The sequence below is a fragment of the Vibrio sp. R12-SG2-ISO1 genome (genome assembly GCF_059834045.1).
Genome location: NZ_JCBDGO010000008.1, coordinates 421,236 through 435,025, shown reverse-complemented (window position 1 = coordinate 435,025; position 13,790 = coordinate 421,236). Strand labels below are relative to the sequence as shown.

Sequence of the window (13,790 nt, the reverse complement as noted above, 5' to 3'; positions counted from 1 at the left end):
CGCTCTCGTTTTAAGTCACAGGAGACACCAAACTAGGCTACTTTCGGGTAGCCTTTTTTATTTGTGCTGCTTTATTACCTGCCACATGATATTCCACGTTATCTTTCACTTAGCGACTTGCTGTCGGGTTGTGAGCGTCATAGTCACTCTGCGTTTGACCTCAGTTTGGCCAAGTATCAGGAACAATAAACCAAAACTCTCCGTCTTGCGTTTGTGCATGGACAAATCGCTCTGAGTCGAGCGTCACTACCTCTCCCATCTCGCTGTTGCCCACCGCCCATTGATGCTTATCCAAAGCGAACAGTGGCTTATTGATCTGTTCCCATTGGCTTGCATAGCACCAGTAGCCACTGATTTGACTTGGGTTAAGCGCATAACCTAGGCAGTGGCTAGGAATGGTCTCAGGCTGAAATGGATTGATGTAGAGGCGGCCCTGGAGTAACAATTTACTTTCCAATGGTTGATATTGTGGGTATTGCTCCACAAATGCCGCCGTTTGGCTCATCAATAGTTGGTGATTGAGCATTCTGTCGAGTTTTTTATCCAGTTGATCGTGTGCATTGGGCCCATACCATCGACCGTTGTGGAGTAAGTAAAACTTAATGGCCAGCTCCCAGTGCTGATGTTGAGAGGCTTGGTGGTCATAAACTATCAAATCAATCGCGCCCAAGGTTCTTCCCTCTGGGCTTTGAATTTGTAACTCATCCAACACGACGTCATAGCGCTTGCTGTTGTTTAGGGCTTGAGTAACCAAATATTGATAGACGAACCCCAAACGTGCGTTGCCAGTATAGGGCTGCGAGTCCAAAGGGGCAGGATCGAGGGTCGTGAGTGAGCAAAACGGCGGGGTAAGCTCAAACAAGGGCGGCGTTGCGGTCAGCCATTGATAGAATCGGGTGAATCGTGTCATCTTTCTTTACGGCTTGGTTGTCACTGCGGACTAGCTTGACATACACTGGCCGCTAAGCAAACAACCGATAATGTGGAATGTGGTCATGAATCACTTACAACTCGAAGCAATCCTCAATCAAAAGTTATCGCCAGAGCAAATCAAAGATTACGCGCCGAATGGCTTACAAGTGGAAGGCGCAGCTGAGATCACTAAGGTCGTGACGGGCGTCACCGCATCGCAAGCCTTGATTGAGCAAGCGGTCGAGCGAGGCGCGCAGGCGCTACTCGTCCATCATGGTTATTTTTGGAAAGGTGAGCCAGAACCCATTCGAGGGATGAAAGGAAAGCGCATTCGAACCTTGATCAAAAATGACATCAATTTGTACGGTTACCACTTACCTCTTGATATTCATCCGGAGCTTGGCAACAACGCTGAGCTTGCAAAGTTACTGGATATCGATGTAGAAGGTGGACTGGAAGGGCACCCTCAATCCGTCGCCATGTTTGGTCGTTTCAGGCACCCTATGACAGGCGCTGAGTTAGCACACAAGATTGATGCAGCACTCAATCGCCCGCCACTGCATATTCTGCCTGAAAGCGGCGACAGTGTGATTGAAACCATTGGCTGGTGTACCGGAGGTGGTCAGGATTTCATTGAGCTGGCTGCCAACCAAGGTCTGGATGCGTTTCTTTCTGGTGAGATTTCAGAGCGAACGACGTACACAGCGCGAGAGCGCGGCATTCACTATTTTAGTGCGGGTCACCATGCGACTGAGCGATATGGGGTGAAAGCACTAGGGGAGTGGTTAGCCGCGCAGCACGGCTTAGAGGTTGAATTTATCGACATCGATAATCCAGTATAACTGGGCGCGAATACTCAAAAAAACAAAAAAGGGTTGAGACGATCTCAACCCTTTGTGTTTCTTATGACAGGCTATTCACGTTCATGAATAGGCTGAAAGTCGCGTTGCACTTCACCAGTGTAGAGCTGACGTGGTCGGCCGATACGGTTGAGTGGGTCGCTGTGCATTTCATTCCAGTGTGCGATCCAACCGATGGTGCGAGAAATTGCAAAGATAACGGTAAACATCGAGACAGGAATACCAATCGCTTTAAGAATGATACCTGAGTAGAAATCGACGTTCGGGTACAGTTTCTTCGAAACGAAGTACTCATCGGATAGCGCAATACGTTCTAGCTCCATCGCGACATCGAGCAATGGGTCTTGAATGTTGAGCTCTTTGAGTACGTCGTGACAAGTTTCACGCATCACGGTCGCACGTGGGTCGTAGTTTTTGTACACACGGTGACCAAAGCCCATGAGACGGAATGGGTCGTCTTTGTCTTTCGCGCGTTCAATGTACTCTGGGATGTTGTCGACGCTGCCGATCTCTTCGAGCATCTTCAAACACGCTTCATTCGCGCCGCCATGCGCCGGGCCCCACAATGAGGCGATACCTGCTGCGATACAAGCAAACGGGTTCGCGCCAGAAGAACCAGCAAGACGCACTGTCGAGGTTGAGGCGTTTTGTTCGTGGTCTGCGTGCAGAGTAAAGATCTTATCCATCGCACGGGCGACAACAGGGTTCACTTCGTACTCTTCGCAAGGATTTGCGAACATCATGTGTAGGAAGTTCTCTGCGTAGCTGAGATCGTTGCGTGGATAAATGAATGGCTGGCCAATCGAGTATTTGTAACACATGGCCGCCAACGTTGGCATTTTCGAAAGTAGACGATACGCTGCGATTTCACGGTGTTCGTCGTTGTTGATATCCAGTGAGTCGTGGTAGAAGGCGGCAAGCGCGCCGACCACACCACACATGACGGCCATTGGGTGAGCATCACGTCTAAAGCCGTGGAAGAAGCTAGCGATTTGCTCATGAACCATCGTATGACGGGTTACTGTCTTTTTGAATTGCTCATATTGTTCACGTGTTGGGGCTTCACCATAAAGAAGTATGTAACACACTTCTAAATAATCAGCGTTGTTAGCGAGCTGATCAATGGGGTAACCGCGGTGCAAAAGAATGCCTTTGCCACCGTCGATGTAGGTGATTTGAGATTCACAAGATGCAGTGGCAAGAAAACCCGGGTCAAAAGTAAAGAATCCATTTGCTCCAAGTTTACGAACGTCAATTACAGGAGTACCTAGGGCACCTTCCATAATTGGCAGCTCGATCGGCGCTTGACCTTCGACATGAAGGGTCGCTTTCTTATCTGCCATAACAATCTCCTTTGTTTATTATTAATCCATCCAGGATGTTTGTGTGACATTTTTGTACGTGTCTTCCGTATTAAAGTCAATTCTTCTACTCTGATGTGTGCACTTGTTTTGATTTTTTGAAGCTGTAAGGTTAAAAATCTGTTCTGTGTAGCAAAAATTGTTACATCAATTGTATTAGAATGTTGCGAGCCGTATAGTGACACTGTAAATTTTGGTGTAAACCTAATAAATTCAAGGCTTGAAACAAATGTGAGGTGACGTTTCGAATCTTGTTGTTAACAATAATTTTACAATTCGATCGGGGTATATTACCTGTTGAGTGTTAAATAAATGTTAACTTTTGTGGGTTTGCAACCAAATTTCATCCATAACAATAAATGCTCAATGGAGCTGAGTGAGCAAGCCCGTGAAAGAAAGAAAGTCAAGACCTGTTAATTTAGATTTGCAGACCATTCGCTTTCCGATCACAGCAATCGCATCGATTTTACACCGGGTCTCTGGTGTGATTACGTTTGTCGCGGTCGGGATTTTACTTTGGTTATTAAATATTTCCTTATCATCCCCTGTCGGTTACGCGCAAGCTGCTGACATCGTCGATGGCTTCTTCGTGAAGTTCATCTTATGGGGCATTCTGACGGCATTGGCCTATCACATTGCAGGTGGTATTCGTCACCTGTTGATGGATCTGGGTCATTTCGAAGAGCTGGAATCTGGCGCGATGAGCGCTAAGGTTGCATTCGCAGCAACAGCCGTGTTGTCTCTACTTGCGGGGGTAATGGTATGGTAAAACACATCTCATCCTTTGGTCGTAACGGTGTGCACGATTTCTTACTCATTCGTGCTACGGCCATCATCATGACACTCTATACGATTTATCTGGTGAGCTTTTGTGCCTTCACCGATATCTCTTACATATCCTGGACTCAGTTCTTTGGTGGTACGTTTACGAAAGTATTCACCATGCTCGCCCTCGTGTCTGTGCTAATCCACGGTTGGATTGGTTTGTGGCAGGTGCTGACCGATTACATCAAATGCGCCAAGTTACGTGGTGCGCTTCAGTTGGGTGTGATCGCGATTCTATTGGGTTATTTCTTCTCTGGTCTATTTGTATTGTGGGGTGCGTAAGTGTCTATTCCAGTTCGTGAATTTGATGCCGTAGTAATCGGCGCTGGTGGTGCAGGTATGCGTGCTGCACTGCAAATTTCAGAGCAAGGCCTGACGTGTGCTTTGCTGTCCAAAGTCTTCCCAACTCGTTCTCATACTGTATCAGCGCAAGGCGGTATTACCGTTGCGCTCGGTAACTCGCATAAAGACGATTGGCAATGGCACATGTACGACACCGTTAAAGGGTCGGACTATATTGGCGACCAAAACGCCATTGAGTACATGTGTAAAAACGGACCAGAGTCTGTCATCGAACTAGAGAAAATGGGTCTGCCATTCTCTCGTTTCGATAATGGCAGCATTTACCAACGTCCTTTCGGCGGTCAGTCGAAAGAGTTTGGTGGCGAACAAGCCGCTCGTACTGCTGCTGCCGCTGACCGTACGGGCCACGCGTTATTGCACACCCTGTATCAGCAAAACGTCAAACACAAAACCACCATTTTCTCTGAGTGGTACGCGCTTGATTTGGTAAAAAACCAAGACGGCGCCATCATGGGGTGTACCGCTATTTGCATGGAAACGGGTGAAATCTGTTACTTCAAATCCAAAGCTACGGTACTTGCGACAGGTGGTGCGGGGCGTATTTATGCCTCAACGACTAACGCACACATCAACACAGGTGATGGTGTGGGTATGGCGCTTCGTGCTGGTGTGCCAATGCAAGACATGGAAATGTGGCAGTTCCACCCAACTGGTATTGCCGGCGCGGGTGTTCTGGTTACAGAAGGTTGTCGCGGTGAAGGTGGTTATCTTCTTAATAAAGATGGCGAGCGCTTTATGGAGCGCTATGCGCCGAATGCGAAAGACTTGGCAGGTCGTGACGTGGTCGCGCGCTCAATGATGATTGAGATTCGTGAAGGTCGCGGTTGTGACGGTCCATGGGGTCCACACATCAAACTCAAGTTGGATCACTTGGGTAAAGATGTGCTTGAATCGCGTCTACCAGGCATTTGTGAGCTTTCTAGAACCTTTGCTCACGTCGATCCGGTTAAAGAGCCAATCCCTGTTATCCCGACCTGTCATTACATGATGGGTGGCGTACCAACTCAAGTGTCCGGTCAAGCGATCAAACAGCTGGCAGATGGCAGCGATGTTGAAGTTCAAGGTCTGTTTGCTTGTGGTGAAATTGCCTCTGTATCTGTGCACGGTGCTAACCGTCTCGGGGGTAACTCGCTGCTTGATTTGGTGGTCTTTGGTCGAGCGACGGGTCTACACCTTGGCGAGACTTTGGCGGCTCAAGCAGAAGCACGCCCAGCGACAGAGTCTGACATCGAAGCGTCACTGGCGCGCACTATGCGTTGGGAGAACAGTAAAGGTGGTGAAGACCCAGTTCAGATCCGCAAAGATTTGCAAACGTGTATGCAAAACAGCTTCTCTGTCTTCCGTGAAGGCGACGCGATGGCAACGGGTCTCGAAGAGCTTAAAGTCATTCGTGAGCGTTTAAAAGACGCACACCTTGCGGACAAATCTTCTGAGTTCAACACCCAGCGTATCGAATGTTTAGAGCTAGACAACCTCATGGAAACGGCGTTCTCTACTGCCGTTGCAGCGAACTACCGTACGGAAAGTCGTGGAGCGCATGCCCGTTTTGACTTCCCTGAGCGTGATGATAACAACTGGCTATGTCACTCAATTTATAACCCGGAAACCGAAGCGATGACCAAGCGTGATGTCAACATGACACCAGTTCATCGTGAAGCATTCCCGCCGAAAGTACGTACATACTAAGGGAGGATTGAATCATGAAACTAAACTTCTCTTTGTACCGCTACAACCCAGATGTAGACAGCAAACCTTATATGAAGGACTACACTCTAGAGGTCGACGAAGGCTCTGACATGATGGTGTTAGATGCTCTGATTCTGCTGAAAGAGCAAGATCCTACGATTGCATTTCGCCGTTCATGCCGTGAAGGTGTCTGTGGATCTGACGGTCTGAACATGAATGGTAAAAACGGATTAGCCTGTATTACACCGCTGTCGGCATTGCAAGGTGACAAGATTGTCATCCGTCCACTGCCGGGATTGCCTGTCGTGCGTGATCTAATCGTTGACATGACACAGTTCTATGATAACTATGCGAAAGTTAAGCCATTCTTGATTGACGACGGCGCACTTCCCCCATCAAGAGAGAACCTACAATCTCCTGATGAACGTGCTCATTTGGATGGATTGTACGAATGTATTATGTGTGCATGTTGTACGACATCCTGTCCGTCTTTCTGGTGGAATCCTGACAAATTTATAGGCCCTGCGGGCCTACTTGCCGCTTACCGTTGGCTGATTGACAGCCGTGATACGGCGACAGATGAACGCTTATCAAATCTTGATGACGCATTTAGCGTTTTCCGTTGCCACGGCATCATGAACTGTGTAAGTGTTTGTCCAAAAGGGTTAAATCCGACGAAAGCGATTGGTCACATTAAGACCATGCTCGTGAACCGCTCGGTTTAATGGACAATAAAAATTGCCGGTCATAATGTCGTGACCGGCTCTTATTAGCTCGGCGCAGACCGAAGCAAACGTGAAAACTACTGGTTAAGGGAAAATATGCACAACGGCGTGATGAAGGCATGGCTCGAGTCTTCACACTTGGCTGGCGCCAATGCAACGTATGTAGAGGACCTCTACGAACTGTATCTAAGTGATCCCGATCTGGTAAGTGAGGAGTGGAAACGCGTGTTCGATGGCTTGCCTAAGCCTGACAACGAAGTGGTTGAACAGCCACATTCGCGTGTCCGTGACTACTTCCGACGACTCGCTCAAGAAACAAAGCATTACAATGTCCAAGTTAGTGATCCAGATGTCGACGCTAAACAAGTAAAAGTACTTCAGTTAATTAATGCTTACCGCTTTCGTGGACACGAAGCGGCTCAATTAGACCCCCTAGGATTATGGCAACGCTCACCTGTGGCTGAGCTTGATCCTGCTTTCCACTCTCTCACAGAAGACGATCTAGAAGAATCCTTCAACGTAGGTTCATTTGCTATTGGTCAAGAGACCATGCCGTTGAAAGACATCTACTCTTCGCTGAAAAAAATCTACTGTGGTTCAGTGGGTGCTGAATACATGCACATGACCGACACCGAGCAAAAGCGTTGGATTCAACAACGTCTCGAGTCGGTCGTCGGCCAGCCGACGTTCAGCCAAGACGAGAAGCGAACATTCCTTGACGAGCTTACCGCAGCGGAAGGCCTAGAGCGTTACCTTGGCGCGAAGTTCCCTGGCGCGAAGCGTTTCTCACTCGAAGGTGGGGATGCCCTAATCCCTATGACCAAAGAGCTGATTCGTCACGCAGGCTCAAGTGGTATGCGTGAAGTCGTGATTGGTATGGCGCACCGTGGCCGTTTGAACATGTTGGTCAACGTGCTCGGTAAAAAGCCACAAGATTTGTTTGATGAATTCGCGGGCAAACACGACGAAACATGGGGAACGGGTGATGTGAAATACCATCAAGGCTTCTCTGCTGACTTCGCTACCCCAGGTGGTGATGTCCACCTCGCGCTTGCTTTTAACCCGTCTCACCTAGAAATCGTCAACCCAGTTGTCATGGGCTCAGTACGTGCACGTCAAGACCGTTTAGGTGATAAAGACGGCAGTACTGTTTTGCCAATCACCATTCACGGTGACTCAGCGATTGCCGGTCAAGGTGTCGTGGCAGAGACGTTCAACATGTCTCAAGCACGCGGCTTCCAAGTGGGTGGTACGGTTCGTATCGTGGTGAACAACCAAGTCGGCTTTACGACGTCTAACCCAAGAGATACGCGCTCAACCATGTACTGTACGGACATCGCTAAGATGGTCCAAGCACCGATCTTCCATGTCAACGCAGACGATCCAGAAGCGGTGGCGTTTGTGACGCGTATCGCCCTTGACTACCGTAACGAATTCAAACGCGATGTGGTGATTGACCTGGTTTGTTACCGTCGTCACGGTCACAACGAAGCGGACGAGCCGAACGCGACTCAGCCGCTGATGTATCAAAAAATTAAGAAGCACCCAACACCACGTAAGCTCTACGCCGATGTGTTGATGGAGCGCGGTGATTTCGGTATCGACGTGGCCACGCAACTGGTCAATGAATACCGTGATGCGCTTGATCGTGGTGAAGTGGTGGTCAAAGAGTGGCGCCCGATGGCTCTGCACTCAGTGGACTGGTCTCCATACCTTGGACACGAGTGGGATATGCCGTGGAGCAATACCTTTGATAAAGCGCGTCTGCTTGAACTAGGCAAACGTATTTGTCAGTACCCAGAGAGCCACAAGCTCCAGAGCCGAGTGAATAAGCTCTACAACGATCGTCAAGCTATGTTAAGCGGTGAGAAAGCGGTCGACTGGGGTATGGCTGAAACCTTAGCCTATGCCACCTTGGTTGACGATGGTAAGCGTATTCGTATCTCCGGTCAGGATTCAGGTCGTGGCACCTTCTTCCACCGTCATGCAGTACTGCACAACCAAGCGGACGCCAGCACGTATGTGCCACTGTCTAACATCCACGACAAACAAGGCCCGTTCCAGGTATTTGACTCGGTGCTGTCTGAAGAAGCCGTGCTTGCGTTTGAATATGGTTATGCGACCGCTGAGCCGGGCGGCCTGACGCTATGGGAAGCGCAGTTTGGTGACTTTGCCAACGGCGCGCAGGTCGTGATTGACCAGTTTATCTCGTCTGGTGAACAGAAGTGGGCCCGTTTGTGTGGTTTGACGATGTTGTTGCCGCACGGCTATGAAGGTCAAGGACCAGAGCACTCTTCTGCACGCTTAGAACGTTATCTACAGCTATGTGCAGAGCAAAACATGCAAGTGGTTGTGCCGTCAACGCCAGCTCAGGTGTACCACATGATTCGCCGTCAAGTGGTTCGCCCGATGCGTCGTCCTCTGATTGTGATGTCTCCGAAGTCGCTGCTGCGTCATCCTTTGTGTACGTCTACCATGGATGAATTGGCCGATGGCACATTCCAAGCGGCAATTGGCGAAATCGACAACTTAGAGCCAGCCAAAGTGAAACGTGTCGTGTTCTGTTCCGGTAAGGTCTACTTTGACCTGCTTGAGCAGCGTCGTAGCAATGAACAAGACGACGTCGCGATTGTTCGTATCGAACAGCTTTACCCATTCCCACTGGAAGAGGTGAAAGCCGCTATCGAACAATACACCAACGTGGAAGATTTTGTCTGGTGTCAGGAAGAGCCGCAAAACCAAGGGGCTTGGTACTGCAGTCAACACAACTTCCGTGCTGCTATTCCGAAAGGCGCAGATCTTAAATACGCGGGCCGTCCTGCGTCAGCATCTCCTGCGGTCGGCTATATGTCAGTACACTTGAAACAGCAAAAGGCGCTAGTTGAAGACGCGCTAAACGTGAATACAAAAACTTCGGATTAAGAACTAGAAGTTAAAGGAAGAAACCGATATGACAATTGAAATTCTGGTTCCAGATTTACCTGAATCTGTTGCTGACGCTACGGTCGCGACGTGGCACAAACAACCTGGTGACGTTGTAGAGCGTGACGAGGTGTTGGTGGATATTGAAACGGACAAAGTGGTTCTAGAAGTCCCAGCGCCAGAAGCGGGTGTACTTGAAGCCATTATTGAAGTCGAAGGCGCAACCGTGCTCTCGAAGCAGCTTCTTGCCAAACTTAAGCCAGGTGCGGTCGCCGGTGAGCCAACGACTGACACAACAGAAGCGTCAGAAGCGTCACCAGACAAGCGTCACAAGGCGTCATTGAGCGAAGAAAGCAATGATGCACTTAGCCCAGCAGTGCGTCGCCTACTCGGTGAGCATGGCCTTGAAGCGAGCCAAGTTAAAGGCACGGGCGTAGGTGGTCGCATCACGCGTGAAGATGTTGAAGCGCACCTTGCGAACGCGAAAGCAGCACCTCAAGCGGCAGCGCCTGCAGCCGTTGAAGCCCCAGCAGCGGCACGTAGCCAAAAACGTGTGCCTATGACGCGTCTTCGTAAGACAGTGGCTAACCGTCTACTGGAAGCGAAGAACAACACCGCGATGCTGACAACGTTTAACGAAGTGAACATGAAACCTATCATGGACCTGCGTAAACAGTACAAAGATCAGTTCGAAGAGCGCCACGGTACTCGCCTTGGCTTTATGTCTTTCTACGTCAAAGCGGTGACGGAAGCATTGAAGCGTTTCCCAGAAGTGAACGCGTCTATCGATGGTGACGATATCGTTTACCACAACTACTTCGACATCAGCATGGCGGTATCGACGCCACGTGGCCTAGTGACGCCAGTATTGAAAGACTGTGACACCCTAGGCTTTGCAGATATCGAGAAAGGCATCAAAGAGCTTGCGATTAAAGGTCGTGATGGCAAATTGACGGTCGACGAATTGATGGGCGGTAACTTTACTATCACTAACGGTGGTGTATTTGGGTCATTGATGTCAACGCCAATCATCAACCCACCTCAGTCAGCAATCTTGGGTATGCATAAAATTCAAGATCGTCCAATGGCGGTGGATGGCAAAGTCGAGATCTTGCCGATGATGTATCTCGCGCTTTCATACGACCACCGTCTGATTGATGGCCGTGAGTCCGTTGGCTTCCTAGTGACCATCAAAGAGCTATTGGAAGATCCAGCACGTCTGTTATTAGACGTTTAATATCGCTGAAACGTCTAGCTGTCTTAGATAGCTAGACGTCTAAAGTTTCAAAGGCTAGACTCGCTCAACTGTCTGGCCTTCATTTGAATCGCAGTGTCGGTAACGAGATATGCGGTTGATTTGAGAAGACCCTACGGACGTAATGCAGTTCGCTGCGACGTTATGGAAATAATAATCCCTTAAGGGAACATAAACGGAATATCAAAATGAATTTGCATGAATATCAAGCCAAACAGCTGTTTGCAGAATTCGGTTTGCCTGTACCTAAAGGTTACGCGTGCAGCACGCCTCAAGAAGCGTACGAAGCAGCCGGTCGAATTTCGACAACCAAGAAAGTCGTCAAATGTCAGGTTCACGCGGGTGGACGTGGTAAAGCGGGCGGTGTAGAACTGCACGAAACCAAAGACGGCGTAAAAGAGTTTGCGCAAAAGTGGCTAGGTAAGAACCTAGTGACTTACCAAACTGATGCGAATGGCCAGCCGGTTACTAAGATCTTGGTTGAAGAAGCGTCTAACATCGCCAATGAACTCTACCTTGGCGCAGTTGTTGACCGAGCAAGTCGTAAAATCGTATTCATGGCCTCAACCGAAGGCGGTGTGGAAATCGAGAAAGTGGCAGAAGAAACGCCAGAACTGATCCACAAAGCGGCGATTGACCCATTGGTTGGCCCTCAAGCTTATCAAGGCCGTGAACTTGCCTTCAAACTCGGCCTTGAAGGTGACCAAATTAAACAATTTGTGAAGATCTTTATGGGTCTTGGCACTATGTTCTCTCAATATGATCTTGCTCTGCTTGAGATCAACCCGTTGGTGATTACCGGTGAAGGCAGCCTGCTTTGCTTGGACGGTAAGATTAACATCGACTCCAACGCACTTTACCGTCAGCCTAAACTGCGTGAAATGCACGATCCTTCACAAGAAGATGAGCGTGAAGCACACGCTGCTCAGTGGGAGCTAAACTACGTTGCACTTGATGGTAACGTTGGCTGTATGGTCAATGGTGCTGGCCTAGCGATGGGTACGATGGATATCGTTAACCTACATGGTGGCAAGCCTGCAAACTTCCTAGATGTGGGTGGCGGCGCGACGAAAGAGCGTGTTGCTGAAGCCTTTAAGATCATCTTATCTGATGACAATGTTAAAGCCGTACTCGTCAACATCTTTGGTGGTATCGTGCGCTGTGACATGATCGCAGAGGGCATCATCGGTGCGGTTAAAGAAGTAGGTGTAAACGTACCGGTTGTGGTTCGTTTAGAAGGTACAAACGCCGATCTCGGTCGTGAAGTGCTTGCGAATTCTGATGTTGATATCATTGCAGCTGAGTCGCTCACCGACGCAGCTCAGAAAGTTGTTGCTGCTGCGGAGGGCAAATAATGTCTGTACTAATTAACAAAGACACCAAGGTAATTTGTCAGGGTTTCACCGGCGGTCAAGGCACTTTCCACTCTGAACAAGCGATTGCTTACGGTACGCAAATGGTCGGTGGCGTTTCTCCGGGCAAAGGTGGCCAAACTCACCTCGGTCTACCGGTATTCAATACCGTACGTGAAGCCGTTGAGGCGACAGGCGCAACAGCCACTGTGATTTATGTACCAGCACCTTTCTGTAAAGACGCGATCTTAGAAGCGATCGATGCGGGTATTGAGCTTATCGTTACCATTACCGAAGGCATCCCAACCACGGACATGATCGACGTGAAAGTGAAGTTGGAAGAAACCGGCGTTCGCATGATTGGTCCAAACTGTCCAGGCGTTATTACTCCTGACGAATGTAAGATCGGTATCATGCCGGGTCACATTCATAAGAAGGGTAAAGTCGGTATTGTGTCTCGTTCTGGCACGCTTACTTACGAAGCGGTTAAGCAGACGACAGACGAAGGCTTTGGTCAGTCAACATGTGTGGGTATCGGCGGCGACCCAATTCCAGGTTCAAACTTCATTGATATCCTGAAATTGTTCCAAGAAGACCCTGAAACGGAAGCGATTGTAATGATCGGTGAGATCGGCGGTACTGCGGAAGAAGAAGCGGCGGCGTACATCAAAGAAAATGTCACTAAGCCAGTTGTTTCTTACATCGCGGGTGTCACTGCGCCTCCTGGCAAACGTATGGGCCACGCGGGTGCGATCATTTCAGGTGGTAAAGGAACAGCGGAAGATAAATTTGCTGCACTTGAAGCGGCAGGTGTTAAGACGGTGAAATCACTGGCTGAGATCGGTAAAGGTCTCCGCGAAGTGACGGGCTGGTAATCTTAGCATTACGCTCACGTATACAAACAAAGGCTTGGCAGTGAAATGCCAAGCCTTTTTATTTGTCGGGCTCGTTGGATTATTAGCCTAGCTTCGCTTCAATGGCTGCTAATCGGGCGGTGAGCTCGCGTACTTGCTGCTCAAGTTGAGCAACGCGATCTTCTTCAAGCGGCGGCTTTGCCGCGACTTCAACTTTTGGTACGCGCAGTGACGCTTTCCAGCTTTTAATTGTTGTGATCAGCGCTGGCATGGGAATGGGAGTAGAAAGCCGAGCTTTGACCAAGGCAACCGTCGGCTCTTTACCTTCTTGGCTGAGTTGTTCTAATACCTGTTTGAGCTCTTGGCTCACATCCTGAGTAAGCATAGTGACTCCTTGTGTGTAATCGATCACATGATACTCGGCGACGATGAAGAAAACGAATAGAAAATTTGGTAATTGCGTGTGCGAGATCTCGCACAAAGCGTGTGAGAAAAATTCGTCATTTTGCTAGCTCTTATATCAATAGTGAAATATAACTGTTTGATAGTATTTGATTATTTTTGTTGTTTATGAGTTGTAAATATAAAAGAAATGACCATCAGACTTGTCCAAAATCGTCAATCACGTAAATTAATCCCTGTCGGAAGGATGCTGACACGGAACAGGAAACAGCA

General features: G+C 49.0%; 12 protein-coding genes. 9 read left to right on the top strand and 3 right to left on the bottom strand.

Going from position 1 to position 13,790, the window contains the following annotated elements:
- Window positions 1-160: 160 nt before the first annotated feature.
- Complete coding sequence (locus AC6R10_RS07380; protein ID WP_500671887.1) at window positions 161-910, bottom strand: DUF1853 family protein; 750 nt, start codon at window positions 908-910, stop codon at window positions 161-163.
- Between the two features lie 85 nt (window positions 911-995).
- Between AC6R10_RS07380 and AC6R10_RS07375 the strand changes: the two genes are divergently transcribed.
- The gene (locus AC6R10_RS07375) at window positions 996-1,754 is read left to right on the top strand and encodes a Nif3-like dinuclear metal center hexameric protein (RefSeq protein ID WP_500671886.1); all 759 of its coding nucleotides are present in this window, start codon (window positions 996-998) and stop codon (window positions 1,752-1,754) included.
- Window positions 1,755-1,825: 71 nt separating this feature from the next.
- Here the strand turns inward: AC6R10_RS07375 and AC6R10_RS07370 are convergent, their stop codons facing one another.
- Window positions 1,826-3,115, bottom strand: coding sequence for a citrate synthase (locus tag AC6R10_RS07370; RefSeq protein ID WP_334555198.1), 1,290 nt, complete (start codon window positions 3,113-3,115; stop codon window positions 1,826-1,828).
- Between the two features lie 394 nt (window positions 3,116-3,509).
- On the opposite strand from AC6R10_RS07370, the gene sdhC reads away from it, so the two are divergent.
- The 8 genes from sdhC to sucD all read left to right on the top strand — a co-directional run bounded on the left by sdhC (window position 3,510) and on the right by sucD (window position 13,136).
- Window positions 3,510-3,902 carry a succinate dehydrogenase cytochrome b556 subunit gene (sdhC, locus tag AC6R10_RS07365; protein ID WP_334555199.1) on the top strand — a complete coding sequence of 131 codons (393 nt, stop codon included), beginning with the start codon at window positions 3,510-3,512 and terminating at the stop codon, window positions 3,900-3,902.
- Complete coding sequence (gene sdhD, locus AC6R10_RS07360; protein ID WP_334555200.1) at window positions 3,896-4,240, top strand: succinate dehydrogenase, hydrophobic membrane anchor protein; 345 nt, start codon at window positions 3,896-3,898, stop codon at window positions 4,238-4,240. The genes sdhC and sdhD overlap by 7 nt, the downstream gene beginning before the upstream one ends.
- Entirely contained in the window at window positions 4,241-6,007 is a 1,767-nt protein-coding gene (sdhA, locus tag AC6R10_RS07355; protein ID WP_334555201.1) for a succinate dehydrogenase flavoprotein subunit, read from the top strand.
- 14 nt (window positions 6,008-6,021) lie between these two features.
- Entirely contained in the window at window positions 6,022-6,732 is a 711-nt protein-coding gene (locus AC6R10_RS07350; RefSeq protein WP_334555202.1) for a succinate dehydrogenase iron-sulfur subunit, read from the top strand.
- A 96-nt stretch (window positions 6,733-6,828) separates the two neighbouring features.
- Window positions 6,829-9,654 (top strand): 2-oxoglutarate dehydrogenase E1 component, encoded by a 2,826-nt coding sequence (sucA, locus tag AC6R10_RS07345; protein WP_500671885.1) that lies wholly within the window; start codon window positions 6,829-6,831, stop codon window positions 9,652-9,654.
- Window positions 9,655-9,682: 28 nt separating this feature from the next.
- Entirely contained in the window at window positions 9,683-10,891 is a 1,209-nt protein-coding gene (gene odhB / locus AC6R10_RS07340; RefSeq protein ID WP_334555204.1) for a 2-oxoglutarate dehydrogenase complex dihydrolipoyllysine-residue succinyltransferase, read from the top strand.
- Between the two features lie 206 nt (window positions 10,892-11,097).
- The gene (gene sucC, locus AC6R10_RS07335) at window positions 11,098-12,264 is read left to right on the top strand and encodes an ADP-forming succinate--CoA ligase subunit beta (RefSeq protein WP_334555205.1); all 1,167 of its coding nucleotides are present in this window, start codon (window positions 11,098-11,100) and stop codon (window positions 12,262-12,264) included.
- On the top strand, window positions 12,264-13,136 hold the full coding sequence (gene sucD, locus AC6R10_RS07330; protein WP_334555206.1) for a succinate--CoA ligase subunit alpha: 873 nt from the start codon (window positions 12,264-12,266) through the stop codon (window positions 13,134-13,136). The genes sucC and sucD overlap by 1 nt, the downstream gene beginning before the upstream one ends.
- 82 nt (window positions 13,137-13,218) lie before the next feature.
- Here sucD and AC6R10_RS07325 read toward each other — a convergent pair whose 3' ends face one another.
- A complete protein-coding gene (locus AC6R10_RS07325; RefSeq protein ID WP_487903182.1) occupies window positions 13,219-13,500 on the bottom strand; it encodes a hypothetical protein in 282 nt (93 codons plus the stop codon).
- Between the last annotated feature and the right edge of the window lie 290 nt (window positions 13,501-13,790).